At 41.0% G+C, this 19,979-nt stretch carries 17 protein-coding genes; 13 read left to right on the forward strand and 4 right to left on the reverse strand.

Annotation, left to right across the window (positions count from 1 at the left end; translation table 11 throughout):
* Nucleotide 1: 1 nt before the first annotated feature.
* On the reverse strand, nucleotides 2–706 hold the full coding sequence (gene rluF / locus ACVBAX_RS08020; protein ID WP_447116578.1) for a 23S rRNA pseudouridine(2604) synthase RluF: 705 nt from the start codon (nucleotides 704–706) through the stop codon (nucleotides 2–4).
* Nucleotides 707–905: 199 nt separating this feature from the next.
* Between rluF and ACVBAX_RS08025 the strand changes: the two genes are divergently transcribed.
* From ACVBAX_RS08025 to ACVBAX_RS08035, 3 genes are all read left to right on the forward strand, one after another.
* Nucleotides 906–2,237, forward strand: coding sequence for a hypothetical protein (locus ACVBAX_RS08025; RefSeq protein WP_447116579.1), 1,332 nt, complete (start codon nucleotides 906–908; stop codon nucleotides 2,235–2,237).
* Between the two features lie 141 nt (nucleotides 2,238–2,378).
* Nucleotides 2,379–3,545 carry an acyl-CoA dehydrogenase family protein gene (locus ACVBAX_RS08030; protein ID WP_447116580.1) on the forward strand — a complete coding sequence of 389 codons (1,167 nt, stop codon included), beginning with the start codon at nucleotides 2,379–2,381 and terminating at the stop codon, nucleotides 3,543–3,545.
* Nucleotides 3,546–3,668: 123 nt separating this feature from the next.
* On the forward strand, nucleotides 3,669–5,570 hold the full coding sequence (locus ACVBAX_RS08035) for a glycoside hydrolase family 13 protein (protein ID WP_447116581.1): 1,902 nt from the start codon (nucleotides 3,669–3,671) through the stop codon (nucleotides 5,568–5,570).
* Nucleotides 5,571–5,597: 27 nt separating this feature from the next.
* Here ACVBAX_RS08035 and ACVBAX_RS08040 read toward each other — a convergent pair whose 3' ends face one another.
* Complete coding sequence (locus ACVBAX_RS08040) at nucleotides 5,598–7,250, reverse strand: M20/M25/M40 family metallo-hydrolase (RefSeq protein WP_447116582.1); 1,653 nt, start codon at nucleotides 7,248–7,250, stop codon at nucleotides 5,598–5,600.
* A 170-nt stretch (nucleotides 7,251–7,420) separates the two neighbouring features.
* Here ACVBAX_RS08040 and ACVBAX_RS08045 point away from each other — a divergent pair, with 170 nt between their 5' ends.
* A complete protein-coding gene (locus tag ACVBAX_RS08045) occupies nucleotides 7,421–8,536 on the forward strand; it encodes a TIGR04053 family radical SAM/SPASM domain-containing protein (protein ID WP_447116583.1) in 1,116 nt (371 codons plus the stop codon).
* Between the two features lie 60 nt (nucleotides 8,537–8,596).
* Here the strand turns inward: ACVBAX_RS08045 and ACVBAX_RS08050 are convergent, their stop codons facing one another.
* Nucleotides 8,597–8,734: a hypothetical protein gene (locus tag ACVBAX_RS08050; RefSeq protein WP_447116584.1), complete on the reverse strand. Its 138-nt coding sequence runs from the start codon at nucleotides 8,732–8,734 to the stop codon at nucleotides 8,597–8,599.
* Nucleotides 8,724–8,909 carry a hypothetical protein gene (locus tag ACVBAX_RS08055; RefSeq protein WP_430774422.1) on the reverse strand — a complete coding sequence of 62 codons (186 nt, stop codon included), beginning with the start codon at nucleotides 8,907–8,909 and terminating at the stop codon, nucleotides 8,724–8,726. The genes ACVBAX_RS08050 and ACVBAX_RS08055 overlap by 11 nt, the downstream gene beginning before the upstream one ends.
* Nucleotides 8,910–9,098: 189 nt before the next feature.
* Between ACVBAX_RS08055 and ACVBAX_RS08060 the strand changes: the two genes are divergently transcribed.
* The 9 genes from ACVBAX_RS08060 to ACVBAX_RS08100 all read left to right on the forward strand — a co-directional run bounded on the left by ACVBAX_RS08060 (nucleotide 9,099) and on the right by ACVBAX_RS08100 (nucleotide 19,786).
* A complete protein-coding gene (locus ACVBAX_RS08060; RefSeq protein WP_066057067.1) occupies nucleotides 9,099–9,428 on the forward strand; it encodes a MerR family transcriptional regulator in 330 nt (109 codons plus the stop codon).
* Between the two features lie 150 nt (nucleotides 9,429–9,578).
* Entirely contained in the window at nucleotides 9,579–11,306 is a 1,728-nt protein-coding gene (locus ACVBAX_RS08065; RefSeq protein ID WP_447116585.1) for an ABC transporter ATP-binding protein, read from the forward strand.
* A gap of 28 nt (nucleotides 11,307–11,334) precedes the next feature.
* Entirely contained in the window at nucleotides 11,335–13,068 is a 1,734-nt protein-coding gene (locus ACVBAX_RS08070) for an ABC transporter ATP-binding protein (protein WP_447116731.1), read from the forward strand.
* Nucleotides 13,069–13,165: 97 nt separating this feature from the next.
* On the forward strand, nucleotides 13,166–14,062 hold the full coding sequence (locus ACVBAX_RS08075) for an NAD(P)/FAD-dependent oxidoreductase (RefSeq protein WP_430774653.1): 897 nt from the start codon (nucleotides 13,166–13,168) through the stop codon (nucleotides 14,060–14,062).
* A 248-nt stretch (nucleotides 14,063–14,310) separates the two neighbouring features.
* Nucleotides 14,311–15,975: a glycoside hydrolase family 13 protein gene (locus ACVBAX_RS08080; protein WP_447116586.1), complete on the forward strand. Its 1,665-nt coding sequence runs from the start codon at nucleotides 14,311–14,313 to the stop codon at nucleotides 15,973–15,975.
* Between the two features lie 130 nt (nucleotides 15,976–16,105).
* Nucleotides 16,106–17,425: a UDP-glucose dehydrogenase family protein gene (locus ACVBAX_RS08085; RefSeq protein ID WP_447116587.1), complete on the forward strand. Its 1,320-nt coding sequence runs from the start codon at nucleotides 16,106–16,108 to the stop codon at nucleotides 17,423–17,425.
* A gap of 74 nt (nucleotides 17,426–17,499) precedes the next feature.
* Nucleotides 17,500–17,982, forward strand: coding sequence for a Cys-tRNA(Pro) deacylase (ybaK, locus tag ACVBAX_RS08090; RefSeq protein WP_447116588.1), 483 nt, complete (start codon nucleotides 17,500–17,502; stop codon nucleotides 17,980–17,982).
* 112 nt (nucleotides 17,983–18,094) lie between these two features.
* A complete protein-coding gene (locus tag ACVBAX_RS08095) occupies nucleotides 18,095–19,189 on the forward strand; it encodes a PRK06851 family protein (protein WP_447116589.1) in 1,095 nt (364 codons plus the stop codon).
* A gap of 63 nt (nucleotides 19,190–19,252) precedes the next feature.
* On the forward strand, nucleotides 19,253–19,786 hold the full coding sequence (locus ACVBAX_RS08100) for a hypothetical protein (RefSeq protein ID WP_447116590.1): 534 nt from the start codon (nucleotides 19,253–19,255) through the stop codon (nucleotides 19,784–19,786).
* Nucleotides 19,787–19,979: the final 193 nt, after the last annotated feature.

Raw genomic sequence — 19,979 nt, forward strand, 5'->3', positions numbered from 1 at the left:
TTCACTGTTTCGGTTCGTAATTCAGGTCTTTAAACAGTTCCCTTTTTTCTTCTTTTGTTAAATCTCTCCACTGACCAAGAGGGAGGCTGCCAAGATGAATGTTCATAATTCTAGTACGCTGAAGGCGAACGATTCCGTACCCTAAGCTTGAACACATGCGACGAATTTGTCGGTTTAATCCTTGTGTTAAAATAATTTTAAACACGTACTTTGAAAGCTGCTCTACTTTACAAGGAAGGGTTTTTGTATCAAGAATTTCTACACCCGATGACATTTTTGCGACAAACTCTTTTGTGATGGGTCTGTCTACAGTCACAATATACTCTTTCTCATGTTTGTTTTCGGCTCGAAGAATTTCATTGACGATGTCCCCGTCATTTGTAAGCAGAATTAAACCATCGGAGTCTTTATCAAGCCTTCCAATATGGAATATCCTTAGTGGGTGATTAACGAGATCGATAATATTCCCTTTAATATGACGCTCGGTTGTACTCGTAATTCCGACGGGTTTATTAAGCGCAATATATACATAGTTTCTCGCTACCACGATGGATTTGCCGTTCACCCTTACATCGTCTCCCGCTTCCACCTGACTCCCAAGTTCAGCGACACGCCCGTTAATGGACACTTTCCCTTCACTAATGAGCTTGTCTGCTCCGCGTCTGGAAGTAAAGCCCGATTCGCTAATAAATTTATTTAATCTCATTATTTTTACATCCTTTAGGTGTTTTGTCCTTTAAAGAATACAGCAATTGTTTGTTTGTTTTCAAGCGGGTGGGTGGATGAGGGGGTCATTCCCTTTAATTTCAACCATTTTTTCTAGAAGAACTCATTGAATCTATCGAATGATAGGAGTACGATGAAACATAAGATTACTAGTTCAGTTCATTAGGAGAAGTTGCCCTATGCGAAGTTACCTTGTTTTAGCGATGTGTGGCCTTTATTTGATTCAATATTTTGTAGAGCTTACGTGGCTTCGGTATGTGGTGGTGGCTCTAGCTTTAATTGCGTTCGTCGGTAGTGCTCCGAAAGCAGACCCTTTACCAAGACTTCTTGGCTTTTTAATGATGGGACTTGGAACTGTCCTTGAAATGGGGAAGGGGACAGGGGTTGAAGGAATAAGTGAGGGCCTGTTTCTTATTTTGCCTCTACTTTGTTTAATTACGTTAGCCCCTCTATTGTCGATTCCCTTGCGATTCGGAGGGTACTTTGAGGCGGTAGCTCTTCTTCTAAAAAAGTTGATGCAGCAGCCAAAGAAATTATATGCCGGAATTACAGGTACTTTGTTTTTATTAAGTCCGGTCTTAAATCTAGGTTCGGTTCGGATTATCAATGAATTTTTAGATGAATTAAAGCTCCCATCGATGATGTCGGCGAAAAGCTATCTCGTTGGTTTTACGACCGCCATTTTCTGGTCTCCTTATTTTGCATCGGTTTCATTAGTGCTTCATTATTTACATGTTCCGTTCACTCAGTACATTGGATATGGAATCGTTCTGTCATCTTTGTCTTTATTGATCGGAAATGTCTTATTTGCCCTTTGGCAGAAGAGAAATCCTATGAATGTGGAATCAACAACATCTCATTTACTAGATAACAAGATTCGTAATCAGCTTATTCGACTCGTTTTCTTCGTGGTCTTGTTAATGAGCTCTTGCCTTTTAATTGAGTGGGCTACCCATTGGTCGATGATCGTTATTGTTTGTCTGATTTCTGTTCTTGTTCCGGCAGCATTTGCCGTTCTCCCTCGCAACTGGGAGAAAATGCGCCCACTGTTAATCGATTATCGAGATCGTACCGTTCCACTGATGAATAATGAAATGATGCTCTTTATGAGTGCGGGAATGCTTGCCTTTGCTATAAAAGGAACCGCGTTAGCAGAGGGTGTCAATTTTGTCTTAACTGGGTTTGCAAAGGAGTCCTTTTTCCTCTTTGCACTAGCCGTCATTATGATCGTACTTATACTCACCTATATGGGAATTCACCAGATTGCTGTTGTCGGAGCGCTAGCGATGCAGCTTCAGCCTGCCGAGCTTGGGATAACAAGTATTTCTCTGGCGCTATTATTGTTACTCACCTGGGCGATGTCAACGGCGCTTAGTCCGTTCTCTGGTTTGAACTTAATGGTTAGCCGCTTTGCAGGAATTTCTGGTGTTCAGGTTGGATTGCGAGCCAATGGGGTGCATATGTCCCTCGTTGCAATCGTAGGAGTCACGATTATTTCATTTATTAGTTAACTAGTCACCAATGGGCCTCTTAGATATTCTAAGAGGTTCTTTTTTTACAACAAAAGAGCCGTACCGTTATACTTATATAAAAAGCAGGAACGATAAAAAGAATTGAATTCGCATGTAAAAGAAAGGGAAGGGAGTAATAAAATGGGTTATCATGAGCAGTATTTTCTAAAAACAAACCGTCACAAAGAGCTCTATAACATGGTGAGTAAGCTAGCTGATTCCTTTCAAGAACGCTCAGAACAATATGACCGGGAGGGGAGCTTCCCCTATGAAAATATCGAGGAGTTAAAGAAAAGTGGCTACACGAAGCTTTCTGTTCCAAAGGAGTTGGGAGGAGAAGGGATTTCACTTTATGAACTTGTTCTTCTGCAGGAAAGACTCGCCCAGGGAGATGCCTCGACTGCTCTTTCGATTGGTTGGCATTTAGGAATTGTCATGGATACTGCCGAAAAGAAGTTATGGAAAAATGGTGCTTTTGAGAAAATTGCAAAAGACATCGTACATAATGGAGCGTTATTAAACAGTGCCGTATCTGAGGCAGCAACAGGGAGTCCAACAAGAGGAGGCAGACCGCAAACTCTTGCCGTACAAGAAGGAGATCATTGGGTATTGAATGGTCGAAAAACGTTTACGACGATGTCCCCTGTACTAGATTATATTATTGTCGTTGCAGCGGTGGAGGAAAATGGCGAAATTGCTCAGTTTATTGTTCCACGTGAAACAAAAGGGTTGGAAATCGTCGAAACATGGGACACTATGGCGATGCGTGGAACAGGAAGTCATGACATTGTTTTACAAAATGTGAGAGTTCCTTATGATGCGCTTGTACAAGTTCTTGACCAGGAATCAAAGAAGAAGGCAAGCGGGTGGCTTTTGCATATACCGGCCTGTTACATGGGAATCGCGTTAGCAGCAAGAAATTATGCGGTTAAATATGCAAATAATTACAAACCTAATAGTATCAAAGGTCCCATCAGTGAGCTTCCTAATATTCGTCAGCTTATCGGGGAAATGGAGCTGAAGTTAATGAGCGCCAGAACCTTCCTTTATTCCGTTGCGGAAAGATGGGATCAAGATCTGGAACATCGCTATGAACTACATGCGGAGCTTGCAGCGGTGAAACATGTGGTCAACAATACAGCCATGGAGATTGTTGACAAAGCAATGCGCATCGTAGGAGCGCAAAGCCTTTATCATAAAAATCCACTGCAAAGATATTACCGAGATGTTCGAGCGGGTCTTCATAATCCGCCAATGGATGATGCAGTTGTATCAATGCTTGCACAAAGAGCCCATAATGAGAAATAGATATGTCAATAAATAGCCTTTCTTTCAAAGAGATAGGCTGTTTTTTTTTGCGTGATAAAATGCTATTCTAGTGTAAGAGCAAACGATTGCACAAAACCAGTGCATATGAGAGGAGAAATACATATGGATCAATCATGGTGGAAAGAAAGTGTCGTTTATCAAATTTACCCTCGAAGCTTTAAGGATAGCAATGGAGATGGAATTGGTGATCTTCAAGGTATTATTGAAAAGCTTGATTATTTAAAGGAGCTTGGTGTTGATATCATTTGGCTTTCTCCTGTATATAAGTCACCAAACGACGATAATGGGTATGATGTAAGCGATTACCAGGATATTATGGATGAGTTTGGAACGATGGCAGATTGGGAGCATTTAGTTCAGGAGATGCATGACCGGGAAATGAAGCTCATGATGGACCTTGTAGTAAACCACTCATCAGATGAACACCGATGGTTCCTTGAGGCGAAAAAGTCCAAGGACAATCCATACCGGAATTATTATATTTGGCGCAAGGGAAAGGATGGCAAAGAGCCAACGAATTGGGAATCATTTTTTAGCGGTTCAGCATGGGAGTATGATGAAACCACTGACGAATACTTTCTCCATCTATTTAGTAAAAAGCAGCCTGATTTAAATTGGGAAAATCCAAAGCTTCGCAGAGAAGTGTACGATATGATGAATTGGTGGATGGACAAGGGTGTTGATGGATNATACCGGAATTATTATATTTGGCGCAAGGGAAAGGATGGCAAAGAGCCAACGAATTGGGAATCATTTTTTAGCGGTTCAGCATGGGAGTATGATGAAACCACTGACGAATACTTTCTCCATCTATTTAGTAAAAAGCAGCCTGATTTAAATTGGGAAAATCCAAAGCTTCGCAGAGAAGTGTACGATATGATGAATTGGTGGATGGACAAGGGTGTTGATGGATTCCGAATGGATGTAATCAATCTAATTTCTAAAGCAGGATATCAGGATGCACCGAATCTAGAAGGAAAAAAGTATGCTTCAGGTGCAGAGTATTTCTTTAATGGTCCTAAAATACATGAGTATTTACAGGAAATGAATAAAGAGGTGCTTTCAAAAGGTGTCGTTACGGTAGGTGAGACGCCAGGTGTAGATGTGGAGCAGGCGAAGCTTTATACCGGTTCAGATCGAAATGAGCTAAATATGGTGTTTCAATTTGAACATATGGATCTTGATTCAGGACCAGGTGGGAAATGGGATTTGCGTCCGTTGAAGTTAAAAGACTTGAGAGACAATTTTACTAAATGGCAAAAGGGACTTGAAGGGGAAGGTTGGAATAGCTTGTACTTAAACAATCATGACCAGCCTCGTATGGTTTCACGATTTGGGAATGACGGGAAGTATCGAGTAGAATCAGCAAAAATGCTTGCTACCTTCCTTCACACTCTACAAGGAACTCCTTATATTTATCAAGGTGAGGAAATTGGCATGACAAATGTCAAATTTGACACGATAAAAGAGTATAAAGATATTGAAACATTGAATATGTATAACGAAAAGGTTAAAGAAAACAACGAAGATGAAGCAAAAGTAATGGAGTCCATTTATGTGAAAGGTCGGGACAATGCGCGAACACCGGTACAGTGGAATGCTAGTGAACATGCTGGTTTTACAACAGGAACGCCATGGATCGCTGCAAATCCAAATTACAAAGAAGTGAATGTGGAACAAGCAATGGCTGATCCGGATTCAATTTTCCATTACTACAAAAAGCTGATCAAATTAAGAAAAGAGAATGATGTTATCGTGTATGGGACATATGATTTACTTCTTGATGATCATGAACAAATCTATGCCTATACGAGAACACTTAAAAAAGAAAAGCTGTTGGTAATCCTGAATTTCTCTGATCATCGACCGGTGTTTAAGCTACCAGAAGATATGATTTGCCGTGATGTAGAAGTACTAATCAGCAATTATGAGCAGCCAGGGAAGCCGGATGTGACTTCGATTAAGCTTCGTCCATACGAGGCAGTCGTGTATAAATACAGATAACAAAACAGGCGAGGGAAGAACCCTCGCCTATTTTAATACGCCCTCAATCACTTTTTTGGTTAGTGTGGGAACCACTTCTAAGGAGTAGGTCATTTCGAGTCTTTCTAATCGTTTGTGTGCGTCAATTCCGTATGGTCCGATATTGATGACAGGAACATTAATATCTCGTATATCTTGGAAATTGATATAGTGCTTCCGTCCCCAGCTTGGATTGTTGTTTGTGACTGCTTGTAGGCCTGCATCATCATCGCTTAATGCAACAAAGCTCATATCAGAGATATAAGGGAAAAAGTTACGTGTGACGATCGGAAATGGGTAGTCTGGCTGTACTTCAGCAACTGCATCATCAAGTGCCTCAATAAGGATGGATTCATCAGATGTTTTCCCTGTTAGTTCAATTCTTGGTGAATACAATGATGAATAAAACAATATCATGGCAGGGCTCTTGTCCTTCATCCATTTCCATGCTTCCTCTACTACACGCGCGGCATACATCCGGCTATCCAATGATTTGTCCTGCTGCAGGTGATCTTTAAATTGGTTCATATGTTCTTTGTACGTATCCCCATGATCAGCAAGCAGCTTTTCTTCCATCTGCTCATAAGTAAACACTCGTGTTTTCCATGAAAGGGGTCGGTAAGTTTCTCCGCTAATTTTATAATAATTTTTATAGCGCTCATCATATGTACGTAAGGCACGATCAAAAGCAATGGTCGCTTGTTCGGTCAGCTTGTCGATGACATCCTTTGGCGTCCACGAATGAATAAAAAAGTTATAGTACACATACGCAGCTAAGGCGGTTTGTACGTCATATGAAGGCTTCATATCCATTTGTTTTAGAGATACAGGAGGGACGGTCGTTTCCCCTAACGCCTCGTTGCAAAGCTCCGGATTATAATTGATTTGCTGCGTTAACTCGGCTGCTAAAAAATTGGGGTCTAATCCTTCAAAGCAAGCTCCGACATGTGTTTCTGCACCGGTGATGAAAAAGGAAGGCAGGAGCTTTCCGACAGTTCCTTTGTATATGTATCGATTTTGATCCCCTTTGAATCGTGGAGCTACGAAATCAGCGTTAATCGCTGCAACATAGTCGAAGTGATGCTCCGTTTTCCATCTTTTTAATGTTTTTAACGATGATAAAATTCCGTTTGAACTGTCCTCCTCGTCACATTCTGCCAAGAAGACCAGATTTCCATTAAGCTCTTCAGGATGTTCGGAGTAGTATTTTAGTAGATAAAGGTGGCTCGCAAGTCCGCTCTTCATATCCAGAGTGCCTCTACCGAAGAGCCAGTCCCCAGATTCAAGCTGTTCCCTTACCTCTTCAGCTAAGTTTTCTTTCTTTAAAGCTTCAGCTAGGTCGTCAGGATAACAAGCAAGGCTTTTTAATTGATTGAAATCATCTATCCCAACGGTATCCACATGCCCCATTAGAATGACCGTGCGGCTGCTTGTTCCTTTTGTTCCTTTTACAAAGGCAAGAACATTATATCTTTCGTAATCATCATCAATGGTTGGTTCAATGACGAGATGTGAAGGGTTTTCTTGAAAATAAGGAAATGAAGTCAGGAGTGTATGCAATGAATGTGAGATGACTTTTTCTCCATCTGTATTGACGACACTTTCAATTTGAACGAGCTGTTTGGTGAATGTTAACACATCAGTAAGACAAGGTAATAGCATGGGTTTTCTCCTTTTTCCTTGAAATAATCAGCTACTTTCACTATACGACAACGAATTCTTAATAGAAAGTAGCAAGTGTAAGAGGATTGTAACAATATGGATGATTCAACGAGTTTGTTAACTCCTATAATGAGAACATTGAAAAATTAAAAAGATGGTTAGGTGATACGATGCATGGGAAACATGTTCCTGTTGATTACAGCCAAAATCCGTTTATTGTCATATGGGAAGTAACGAGAGCTTGTCAGCTTAAGTGCGTGCACTGTCGAGCGGACGCACAGCTGACGCCAGACCCAAATGAGTTAACCCATGAAGAAGGGATTGCTTTAATCGACGAAATTTATGAAATGAACAACCCAATGCTAGTTTTTAGTGGTGGTGATTGTATGATGCGCGAAGATCTACTGGAGCTAGCACATTATGCGGTTAAAAAAGGAATGCGAGTTTCTATGACTCCTAGTGCAACGGTCAATGTGACAAAGGAGAAGATGAGACTAGCAAAGCAGGTGGGGTTATCAAGGTGGGGATTTAGCTTGGATGGACCGACTGCTGAGATCCATGACCAATTCCGTGGCATTCCTGGTTCATTTGACTTAACACTTGAGAAAGTGGCGTACTTGCGTGAGTTAAACATGCCGCTTCAGATCAACACAGTGATTTCGCGTTATAACTATGACCATCTTGAGCAAATGGCCAAGCTAATGGAAGAGCTTGATGTGGTGATGTGGTATATCTTTTTACTCGTACCTACGGGAAGAGGCCAAGTGGATGATTGTTTAACGCCGCTTGAACATGAAAAGGTATTTAAGTGGTTGTACGACTTAAGTAAAAAAGTCCCGTATGATATTAAAACAACGGCAGCGCAGCATTATCGGCGTGTGGTTCTTCAGCAAAAAATGAAAGAGCATAAAATTGAAACAGGTCATATTCGCTACGAAGATACCATGACGATGGATCAGAACAGAATCCGAGATGGTTTAAAGCGAGCGCCGAAGGGTGTGAATGATGGAAATGGATTTATCTTTGTTTCTCATACCGGAGATGTGTATCCGAGCGGCTTGCTGCCAATAAAAGTCGGGAATATCCGTGAGAATCGGTTAGATCATATTTATCGAACATCACCAGTCTTAAAGGAACTTCGTAATCCAGACCTCTACAAAGGAAAATGTGGAATGTGTGAGTACCGTCAAATTTGTGGAGGTTCCCGTTCTAGAGCATATGCTATGACAGGGGACTACTTAGCAAGTGAACCGTTTTGCGTATATGTACCACAAAGCTTACGATAGCTGCTTGTATAAGTATGAAAAAAGGTAAGCCTGCTGATTCATGTCAGCAGGCTTTTTGATTTAACTATTTTGAACGTTTCGAAGAATTTCATAAGCTTTTTCACCAGCTTCACTTGTTAGACTCTCCCAGATTTCGTCTCGAAGTAGATCTAGTTCAATAATCATCTTGGCTAAGGTAATCGCATCTTCAGTTTTCATCATCATTCTTCCTTTCCTTTTTCTTTCTTGATGCTACCCATTTTCTATAGACCTCTTCCATTTCGGTAAGAGTGAAATCAGCTGAGTCTTTACGAACTGTGAGGGCACCGGCTTTTGTTAGGAAACTCTCATACTCTTTTCGCCTTTTCTCAACCATTTCTCTTAGAAGCGCCATGGGGAGTTCATCCTTTCTGATTGGTATTAACGTTATTGTAAGCGGAATGGAAGTACTTATCACCCCGAGTGTTAGTTTAATTAACATCATATTTAAAACTTGTTAGAAAATCTTACAGGTTAGACGTCTATTGTGTAAGGTAATGGTATAATCTAGAAGCAAACGGTGTGGGAAACGGAGGAATAAACCATGGGGGAAGATACATCATATAAAAGTCGAAAAGTCATAACGATTGGTGTAGTTAGTGAATTAACAGGACTTTCCGAAAGGCAAATCCGTTATTACGAGGAAAGAAAGCTCATTTTCCCTGAGCGGTCTGAACGAGGAAACCGAAAGTATTCATTCTCTGATGTAGAAACGCTAATAGAAATAGCGAATAAGCGAGAAGAAGGCGTTCGAACGTACGAAATTAGGCAGGATATGATTAAGAAAAATAATTTAGCCAAAGATGAAAAACTCCGTAACAAAATGCTTCGTGGCCAAATTAACGCTAGATTCGGAATTCAAAAAAATCAATAGCCCTTACTTGAAGAGCCTGCATAAGGCTTTTTTGTTTGCCATGAAAGATGATTGAATATTTTGTACACTCTATTAATATGTTACAATTAAAATATTGAGGGTAGCTAAATAATTTGTAGATTTTCTGTAATGGAAATGGAGGGATCCGCCATGAAGAAGCTTTTTAAATATATATTTCCCTATAAATATGCAACGATCATCGCTTTATCACTTACCGGCTTTGAGTTGGTAGTGGAGCTTATACAGCCTTTACTCATGGCAAAAATCATTGATGAAGGCATTACAAACGGAGACATGAGTCCTGTTTACCTATGGGGAGGCATTCTCCTACTTCTTTCTTTTATCGCCTTTGTTGCAGGAATTATAAACTCCTTTTACTCCTCGCAAGTAGGTCAAGGGGTCGGTTACGATCTTAGGAGAGACTTGTTTGAAAAGATCCAACAATTTGCCTTTAAGGACTTTCAGGAAATTCCCACTTCTAGCTTAATTACGAGGCTTACAAACGATGTAACTCAAATACAAAACTTTCTTTTTATGAGCTTACGAATTGCACTCCGAGCTCCTTTGTTTATTTTGGGTGGTATGATTATGGCGTTCACGGTAAATGTGAAGCTTGCTACTATTCTGCTTATTTCCGTTCCTCTCTTATTGGTAATTGTTTTGACACTTATTCGAAAAGGAGTCACTCTTTTTCAGCTTGTTCAAAAAAAGCTTGATACAGTGAACAGTATCATTCAGGAAAATTTAGTAGGTATCCGTCTTATTAAAGCGTTTACAAGAGGTAACCATGAGCAGGGACGGTTCGAAAAGGTAAACAAGCTGCTAAGAGAAGATAATAAGAAAGCCCTTCAAATCATGGAGATGACCATGCCTATTCTTATGTTCGGAATGAATGTTGCGATGGTGATCATTCTTTGGTTTGGCTCTCTTCAGATGGATATGGGTGGGGCACAAGCGGGAGAAATCGTCGCTGTTCTGAATTATGGAACGAAAATTATGTTTGCTTTTACCGTTTTTTCATTTGTTATGATGAATTACTCAAGGGCACAAGCTTCTTCAGGAAGGCTTGTTGAAATACTTGAACAAGAGACAAATGCTGAACAGCTAAAGACTTCTTCAACAGGAAAAATCATAGACGGAAGAGTGGAATTCCAACAGGTGAGTTTCCACTATCCACAATCGCTCAAGCCAACACTGGATAACATTAGCTTTACGGCCGAGGCAGGTCAAAGAATTGGAATCTTAGGGGAAACAGGGTCAGGAAAAACATCCTTATTTCAGTTAATTCCTCGTTTGTTTGAGGCAACTGAAGGACAAATTACGATTGATGATGAGGATATTACTAAGTGTGAGAAGGAAGAATTGCGGAGGCAAATCGGAATGGTCCCGCAAGAAGCCCATTTATTTACGGGAACAGTAAAAGAGAATATTGGCTGGGGCAAGGAGAATGCCACTTTTGATGAGATCATAGAAGCTGCAAAAAAGGCAGAAATTCATGAGTTCATCATGACTCTCCCACATCAATACGAAACCATGGTAGGACAGCGTGGGGTAAATTTATCAGGTGGTCAAAAGCAACGTCTCTCCATCGCGCGGGCAATTGTAAGACAGCCAAGTATCTTGTTAATGGATGATAGTACGAGTGCGCTTGATGCCAAAACAGAGGCGAATATTCTAGCCTCGATTAAGGAACAAGCATGTACCACATTTATCATAGCTCAAAAAATTAGTTCGGTTATAAAAGCCGATCAAATTCTTCTTCTTGAAGAAGGCCGATTAGTCGCAAAAGGGACGCATGAACAATTGCTAAAAGAAAGTAACAGCTACCGTAGAATTTACAAGTCCCAGATGCAAAAGGAGATGGAGCAGCTTGCATAAACCTCAAACAAAGCCAAAAGCAAAGAATATGAAAGTAACACTGCTTAGGGTTCTTGGCTACGCAAACAAAGAAAAGACCCTGCTTTCTTGGGTTCTTTTTATGGTAATTGCAAGTTCTGTTTTTTCCTTGATTGGTCCTTATCTATTAGGAGTGGCGGTTGACGATGTGATAGCGGGAACCAATAAAGAACGATTTTTATTATTGTTATTTGGAGTCATCATCGTCTTTCTTTTGCAATCAGGGGCCCTATTTTTCCAAAACTATTGGATGATTGGAATCGCTCAAGAAATTGTTTTTCGAATGAGAAATCAGCTTTTTAAAAAGCTACATATGCTTCCTATTTCCTTTTTCCAGAAGCGTCAGCATGGGGAGCTTATGAGCCGCTTAACAAATGATATGGAAAATGTTAGTCGAACATTAAACACAGCTATTTTACAAGTGGTGACAAGCACATTAACAATTATAGGAACGGTTGCCATGATGTTATGGCTGAGCCCGTTGCTAACGGTATTAACATTAACAATCGTTCCTGTCATGTTTGCTGGACTGAAATGGATTACGAACCGAACAGGGAGGTTTTTTAAGGAGCAGCAAAAAACACTCGGTGATATGAACGGTTTTATCGAGGAAACACTGTCTGGTCAAAAAATTGTAAAAATGTACTCGCAAGAACGAAAAGTCATTGGGCAATTTGCGGAGAAAAACGATGCGTTAAAGAAAACAAATTATTGGGCACAAACATACTCAGGTTTTATTCCGAAACTGATGAACATGCTAAATAACGTCAGCTTTGCGATCATTGTTGGGATTGGTGGAATTCTTGCCATTAAGGGGACGGTTTCGATCGGTATTATTGTTACCTTTACTACATACTCTAGGCAGTTCACGAGACCATTAAATGATCTCGCCAACCAGTTCAACATGATTTTATCGGCTGTAGCTGGTGCTGAGCGTGTGTTTCAAATCGTGGATGAAAAAGACGAACAGGAGGATGAAGGGAAAGCAATATCGATTGATCGTTTGCATGGAGAAATTGTATTCGATCAGGTTGGCTTTTCCTATGATAAGGGCCTTGCGACATTAAGGGATGTCAGTTTTCAAGCAAGAGCTGGTGAGACGGTTGCATTAGTTGGACCAACGGGAGCGGGCAAAACGACGGTGATTTCCTTGCTTGCTCGGTTTTATGACAGTGATCAGGGTACGATTTGGATTGATGGAAGAGATAGCAAGGAAATTACACGAGACAGCTTAAGAAAGCAAATTGGTTTTGTTTTACAGGATTCCATCCTTTTTGAGTCAACCGTTCGAGAAAATATTCGATTTGGTCGTCTAGATGCTACTGATGAAGAGGTGGCTCAGGCAGCGAAAGAAGCAAATGCACATGATTTTATCATGAAGCTTCCCCATGGATACGATACCGTGCTAAACGGGGAGGGAGCAGGAATTAGTCACGGACAGCGACAGTTGCTATCCATTGCCCGTGCGTTATTAGCGGACCCAGCTCTGTTGATTCTAGACGAGGCGACAAGCAGCATTGATACGATTACGGAAATGAAAATTATTGAGGCGTTAGAAAGACTGATGAAGGGCCGAACCACCTTTGTGATCGCCCACCGCCTTAACACGATTCAAAATGCAGACTTAATCGTAGTATTAAAGGATGGTCAAGTGATTGAAAAAGGTTCAAACAAAGAGCTTCTGAAACAAAACGGATTTTATGCAGATTTAGTACGTACACAACAACAAAAGGCAATTATGTGAAAGTTGGCCCTTAGTGGGTCAGCTTTTTCTTCTTTTATAGCAAAAAATACGCGGTAGTTGGGCAAGGTAAGGAGGTAGAAAGGAGCGGAAAACAGTGATGTATGATTGCGTGATTATCGGTGGAGGAATTGCTGGATTACAGTGTGCCATACAGTTAGGAAGATATATGTATAAAGTGCTCGTGATTGATTCCGGAGATGGCCGGTCTACTCTGTGCCGAAGCTATCACAATGTACTCGGTTATCCATCCGGGGTGAGCGGGGAGTATTTACGGTCGATTGGGGAGAAACAGGCAAAGCAGTATGGAGTCGAATTTTTACTAGAAAAGGTTGAAAAGGTGGAGAAGAAAAAAGAGGTCTTTCATGTAACCACTCATCATGGAGACGAGAAAAAGGCAAAGAGATTGTTAATTGCAACTGGAGTTATGGACCGGATTCCACCTATCCCTGAGCTGTACCCGTGCCTAGGTCAGAGTGTGTATATATGTCCTGATTGTGATGGATACGAAATTAAAGACGAGGAATGTATTGTGATCGGCTCTGGTAATGTTGGAGCCAATGCGGCGTTGACTTTATTGTTTTGGTCAAAAAAGCTAGTTTATGTGAATCACGAGCGAAAAGAAGTGGATGAAAAACTACTTAAACAGCTTAAAAAGGAGAATATTGAGTACTATGAACAGGCGATTGATCAGGTACAGGAGAATAACGGCCAGTTTCAAGGTGTCACCTTGGCAGATGGAACTCAGTTAGTTTCAAACCACGGATTTGTCGCATTTGGAAACAACGAGGTACGTTCTGAGCTTGCTGCTCAACTGGGAGTGGAACGCATGGAAAATAAACATATCCTTGTTGACCCTCGTTCCAAAATGACCAATATCAAACATGTATGGGCAGCAGGTGATGTGGTCGCACATTCCGAGCAAGTGACTGTTGCGATGGGAGAAGGTCTTCAAGCAGCCATTTTTATTCATAAATCACTGATGAGTGAATCTTGAATGGGAAACTGGCCGTTTTTTAGGACGGCCAGATGATTTTTTGGGTTAAGTGGGGTGGTTAATTGAAAGGGTTCATTCGCAACGGAGCAAAAAAGAAATCAGTATTGCGTAAATTCCATGTAGGCATTAAACTATAAACAACAGCGCAACCTTTTAATGGGGTATTTTTTATCTCATTTTATGCAAACGATTGCGCACTTAAAAAATAATTTATAGCATGAAAAAATAGAATGTCAGAGGGGTAATGTATGAAGAAGATATGGTGGAAGGAAGCCGTGGCATATCAGATTTATCCAAGAAGCTTCCAGGATTCAAATGGAGATGGAATTGGCGATTTACAGGGAATCATTGGGCGCCTTGATTATATAAAAGATCTTGGGATTGATGTGATCTGGATTTGTCCCATGTATAAATCACCGAATGACGATAATGGATACGATATTTCTGATTATGAAGACATTATGGAAGACTTCGGGACGATGGAGGACTTTGATGCTCTTTTAGCTGCCGTTCATGATCGTGAAATGAAGCTAATTATTGATTTGGTCCCTAATCACACAAGTGATGAGCATCAATGGTTTATCGAATCACGTCAATCAAAGGACAATTCGAAGCGCGATTGGTATATTTGGCGGGATGGGAAAAATGGGGCAGAGCCGAATAACTGGGAAAGTATTTTCGGAGGTTCTGCTTGGCAATACGATGAGCAAACACAGCAATACTATTTGCATGTGTTTTCAACTAAACAGCCTGACTTGAATTGGGAAAACCCGGAGGTTCGTGAGGCTGTTTATAGTATGATGAATTACTGGTTAGAAAAAGGCATAGATGGGTTCCGAATTGATGCGATTAGCCATATTAAAAAACGTCCAGAATTCCCGGATATGCCAAATCCCGAGAATAAGAAATACGTTTCTTCTTTTGACATGCATATGAACCAGGAAGGAATTCATGAATTCCTTTCCGAGATGCAAGAGAAGACGTACGGAAAATATGATGTGATGACGGTAGGAGAAGCAAATGGGGTGTCAGTAGACGAAGCACATCTTTGGGTAGGAGAAGAAGAGGGTAAAATGAACATGGTATTCCAGTTTGAGCATCTGGATCTTTGGGATACCGATCCTGCCAAAGGTCTTGATATTTTAGGCTTGAAAAAAGTGCTCACACGCTGGCAAAAGGGATTAGAAAACGACGGCTGGAATGCGTTGTTTATTGAAAATCACGATAAACCGCGAATTGTCTCCACATGGGGGAACGACAAAGAATACTGGTACGAAAGTGCAACAAGTATGGCCGCGATGTATTTCTTGATGCAGGGGACACCATTTATTTATCAAGGTCAAGAAATAGGAATGACCAATGTCCACTTTGCAAGTATAGATGACTATGATGATGTGGCTGTTAAGAATATGTATCGTTTGAAGCGTGAAGAAGGGGTTTCACATGAGGATATTATGGATATCATTTGGGCCACTTCAAGAGACAACAGCCGTACACCGATGCAATGGTCAGATGAGCACGAAGCTGGATTTACAACAGGAACACCTTGGATGAAGGTGAACCCAAACTATAAAGATATAAATGTAAAAAAACAGCTAGAGGACGAACAATCTATCCTTTCCTTTTATAAAAAAATGATTCAACTGAGAAAGAACAATGAAGTGTTTACGTACGGTAAATATGAGCTTCTATTAGAAGAAGATCCACAAATTTACGTGTACACACGAGAAAGCGAAAACGATAAGGTCGTGGTTTTAGCGAATCTAACAGGGGAAGAAGCAAGCTTTGCTGTAGACGGATTAGAGTTAAAACACAATCAGCTGTTATTAGCGAATTATGAGATGGATCAACATGAAAACATCAACGGATTTACATTAAAACCATTTGAAACAAGGGTATATCGTTTGACATAATACTGCTCGAAAAGACCATATCCACTCGGTATGGTCTTTTCAATTTCTTAACACGATCTTAGCAATTCTCTCCACTCATACAAACTATACTGATAATAAGACAGAGTAGATATCAGTGGGGGTGGTCTGGATGAAAATTACCGTCTGCGGGACAGGGTATGTTGGATTGGTAACCGGTGTATGCTTAGCTGAAATAGGGCATGAGGTGGTTTGTTTTGATCGTGATGAACAAAAAATCAATATGCTTAAAGCGGGACAATGTCCAATTTATGAACCAGGTTTAGAAGAGCTTCTGTTAAAGCAGCTTATCGCAAAAAGGCTCCACTTTTCAACAGATGCAAAGCAAGCTTATAAGGAATCCGAAGTGATTTTTCTAGCAGTTGGCACTCCACAAAAAGAAGATGGAGCGGCAGACCTAACGTTCATAGATCAAGCTGTAGAAACCATCGCACAACATATCAATTCTTATAAAATTGTCGTAACAAAAAGCACCGTCCCCATTGGTACGAATGATCAGATCCAAGCAAGATTTGACGAGAAAGGTGTGTCTGTTGATGTAGTCTCAAACCCTGAATTCTTGCGAGAAGGTTCGGGCATCTATGATACGTTTCACGGTGACCGAATTGTTATTGGTTCTAATCACAAGGATGCCAAGGAGAAAGTGGAGAAAATCTTTCAACCTCTTCAGATTCCAATTGTTCATATGAGTAGACGAAGTGCGGAAATGGTTAAGTACGCGTCCAATACCTTTTTAGCGACAAAAATTTCATTTATTAACGAAATCGCAAAGCTTTGTGAATTTGCGGGTGCAAATGTAGAGGATGTTGCACTTGGAATGGGGATGGACAGTCGAATTGGTACGCCTTTTTTAAAGGCAGGAATTGGTTTTGGTGGGTCCTGTTTTCCAAAGGATACGAAAGCATTAGAAAATGTGGCAAGTCTGTACGGATACGAGTTTCAAATTCTCCAATCCGTTATTAAGGTGAATGAAAAGCAAAAGTCCCTTCTTTTTGAAAAAGCGGTGGACCGTATGGGGACGGTTAAAGGAAAAACCGTTGCTGTTTTGGGTCTTTCCTTTAAACCAAATACAGATGATATAAGGGACGCTCCCTCTATTCCATTAATGGATGATTTATTAGAAGCAGGGGCCCATGTCCGGGTGTACGACCCTATTGCTCTTCATCATGTCAAAAAGAGATATCAAAATACAATCCACTATTCGAAAACGATAGAAAACGCTATCGAGCAAGCAGATTTAGTATGCATTGTGACGGAATGGGGAGAAATTAAGGATTTTCCACTCGACAAGTACAAACGAATGATGAGCGAACCACTCCTTATTGACGGTCGAAATTGTTATAAGCTTGAAGAAGCGAAACAAGCGGATATCACGTATATCTCAATCGGTCGAGAAGTAGTTGAGAGGAAAACACCAATATTCCGTTATTAAATACACCTTCAGTGGCAGGGAATTGTATCTCCCTGTCTTTTTTCGTAATATAAAAAATAAAAAGGGTGCGGTGTATGGCGAAGCAGGCAAAAACCAATGCGATGCGAATTCTAGATAGTAAAAAAATAGACTATGAATTAATCACGTACGATTCACATGATGGGAAAATTGATGGAGTGTCTGTGGCAGAAAAGATAGGAAAAGACCCAAAGCAGGTGTATAAAACGCTTGTTGCCCAAGGTGCGAGCAAGCAACTGTATGTTTTTATTGTTCCTGTTGAGAAAGAGTTAAACCTGAAAAAAGGGGCGCAAGCATGTGGTGAGAAAAAAATAGAGATGATCCCCGTCAAGGATATTCAAAAATGGACAGGTTATATTCGTGGCGGTTGCTCACCCATAGGGATGAAAAAACAGTACCCAACTGTAGTTGACGAGAGTGCAGAAGAGTTATCTTCCATCATCGTGAGCGGTGGGAAAATCGGAGTCCAAATGGAGCTGAAGCTGCAAGACTTACTTTTTGTTACAGGTGGGAAATTAGCCGAACTTACGAATGAATAAGTAAAAATCATTTGGGGTCATCCTCTATGTTAGATTATGTGCTAAGACAAGGAGAGAAACGCATATATTTCTAATGCTCCATGTATGAATTTTCAGCAAAGGATGTGTGCGGATGGCTGGGAGTATTAGAAACTACTATGCTGGCGGAAATACAGCTAAGGGTTTTCATAGTTTATTTGATGACTGTTTAAAAGATTTACAGAAGGTTTTTATATTGCAAGGGGCACCAGGTACAGGAAAATCAACACTTATGAAGAAAGTGGGAGAATACTGGGCGGGAAGAGATTATCAAGTGGAATACATGCATTGTCCGCTAGATACTTCCTCTGTTGATGGTGTGATCATTCCAGAGCTCAAGGTGGGAATCGTGAACGGTTCGAGTTTCTATACGATTACCCCAAGGGCAATGGGTGCAATAGAGGAATACGTAAACCTAGGAGAAGGCTGGGACTCAAGTAAACTAACAGAACAAAAAGATCCAATTCTGAGATTGTCAATGCTAGCAGGTAATGCCAAACAAAAAGCGTATGAGCACTTTGCCGAAGCGTTAAGCATTCATGATAATTGGGAAAAAATCTATATTGAAGCGATGGATTTCCAGAAAGCAGATGATTTAACTAGAAAATTAGTATCACAGTTTTATGGAAATATGACCTTAAATAAAGAATCAACGGTAAAGCACCGATTTTTAGGTGCAGCTACTCCGGATGGAGCAGTTGACCATGTTCCTAATTTAACAGAGGATGTGGCTAAAAGGTATTTTATTAAAGGAAGACCAGGATCTGGGAAATCAACGATGCTAAGAAAAATTGCTGAAGAAGCACAAGTCCGTGGATTAGATGTAGAAGTATATCATTGTGGATTTGATCCAAATAGTTTAGATATGGTCATTGTTAGGGAGCTGGGAATTGCCATCTTTGACAGTACGGCACCGCATGAATATTTTCCAAGTCGCGATGGAGACGAGATTGTGGATATGTACGGCTCCGTCATAGCTAGTGGAACGGATGAAATTTTCGAAGAAGAGATATCCAATCATAAAGCAGCCTATAAAAATAAGATGGATCAAGCGATGGGATTTTTAAAGGAATCAAATGAGTACAATCAAGAACTAGAACAAATTTATACAGATGCTATGAACTTTGAAAAGGTCAATGAACTGACAGAACAGGTTCAAGATATGATTCATCAGCTCGAGGAAAAATAAATGACCACTCACCCCTCGTAGGCGTTTTGCATACATTACAACGAGATGTATGTAGAGAGGGGTATGAACGTGAACTTTTATCATCCGAATTATTTTTCAAATGACCGACAACAGCCAACAACTGGAGGCTTCCCGGGCGGATTTCCAGGCGGCGGCGGATTCCCTGGAGGAGGCTTCCCGGGCGGCGGATTTCCAGGCGGTGGCGGATTCCCTGGAGGGGGCTTCCCGGGTGGCGGATTTCCAGGCGGTGGCGGATTCCCTGGAGGGGGCTTCCCAGGTGGGGATGACGACTTTCCAGGAGCAGGCTTCCCACCATTTGGCGGCGGCGGAGGTGACCAATACGGTCCACCATCAGGCCCACCGCCTTCTTACACACCGCAACAAGGTTTTTCTCCTTTCGCGGTTGACCCTGGTGCCATTAGAAGATGTCGATTCCGCTTCACGTATATTTGGTTAAATAACGGTCGTAGCTTCTGGTTCTATCCAACGTATGTTGGAAGAGATTCCATTGCCGGCTACCGTTGGAGAAACAGACGTTGGGTTTATTATGGTACGGATTTAAGAAGAATCAGCAGCTTCCAATGCGGTGGAAGATAGCTAAGACTGAACAGGCATGAACTCATCTGGGTTCGTGCCTTTTTCTATTTAGTAAAAGGGGGTTTCCCTCATCTACAGTCAGGTAGCTCTATCATCAGTCAAGTTCAGGCTAAGTATCCAAACTGATAAATAGCCGGAGAAGTTCCGCTTAATAAGTAATTATTATTAAAAAAAGCTTAAATAGCCGGAGAGA

It is taken from the genome of Robertmurraya sp. GLU-23 (assembly GCF_052983275.1).

Excerpts from the sequence above, each read along its gene's own strand:
- rluF (WP_447116578.1), bottom strand. The coding sequence starts at position 706 with ATGAGATTAAATAAATTTATTAGCGAATCGGGCTTTACTTCCAGACGC.
- ACVBAX_RS08025 (WP_447116579.1), top strand. The coding sequence starts at position 906 with ATGCGAAGTTACCTTGTTTTAGCGATGTGTGGCCTTTATTTGATTCAA.
- ACVBAX_RS08030 (WP_447116580.1), top strand. The coding sequence starts at position 2,379 with ATGGGTTATCATGAGCAGTATTTTCTAAAAACAAACCGTCACAAAGAG.
- ACVBAX_RS08040 (WP_447116582.1), bottom strand. The coding sequence starts at position 7,250 with ATGCTATTACCTTGTCTTACTGATGTGTTAACATTCACCAAACAGCTC.
- ACVBAX_RS08045 (WP_447116583.1), top strand. The coding sequence starts at position 7,421 with ATGCATGGGAAACATGTTCCTGTTGATTACAGCCAAAATCCGTTTATT.
- ACVBAX_RS08050 (WP_447116584.1), bottom strand. The coding sequence starts at position 8,734 with ATGAAAACTGAAGATGCGATTACCTTAGCCAAGATGATTATTGAACTA.
- ACVBAX_RS08055 (WP_430774422.1), bottom strand. The coding sequence starts at position 8,909 with ATGGCGCTTCTAAGAGAAATGGTTGAGAAAAGGCGAAAAGAGTATGAG.
- ACVBAX_RS08060 (WP_066057067.1), top strand. The coding sequence starts at position 9,099 with ATGGGGGAAGATACATCATATAAAAGTCGAAAAGTCATAACGATTGGT.
- ACVBAX_RS08065 (WP_447116585.1), top strand. The coding sequence starts at position 9,579 with ATGAAGAAGCTTTTTAAATATATATTTCCCTATAAATATGCAACGATC.
- ACVBAX_RS08070 (WP_447116731.1), top strand. The coding sequence starts at position 11,335 with ATGAAAGTAACACTGCTTAGGGTTCTTGGCTACGCAAACAAAGAAAAG.
- ACVBAX_RS08075 (WP_430774653.1), top strand. The coding sequence starts at position 13,166 with ATGTATGATTGCGTGATTATCGGTGGAGGAATTGCTGGATTACAGTGT.
- ACVBAX_RS08080 (WP_447116586.1), top strand. The coding sequence starts at position 14,311 with ATGAAGAAGATATGGTGGAAGGAAGCCGTGGCATATCAGATTTATCCA.
- ACVBAX_RS08085 (WP_447116587.1), top strand. The coding sequence starts at position 16,106 with ATGAAAATTACCGTCTGCGGGACAGGGTATGTTGGATTGGTAACCGGT.
- ybaK (WP_447116588.1), top strand. The coding sequence starts at position 17,500 with ATGGCGAAGCAGGCAAAAACCAATGCGATGCGAATTCTAGATAGTAAA.
- ACVBAX_RS08095 (WP_447116589.1), top strand. The coding sequence starts at position 18,095 with ATGGCTGGGAGTATTAGAAACTACTATGCTGGCGGAAATACAGCTAAG.
- ACVBAX_RS08100 (WP_447116590.1), top strand. The coding sequence starts at position 19,253 with ATGAACGTGAACTTTTATCATCCGAATTATTTTTCAAATGACCGACAA.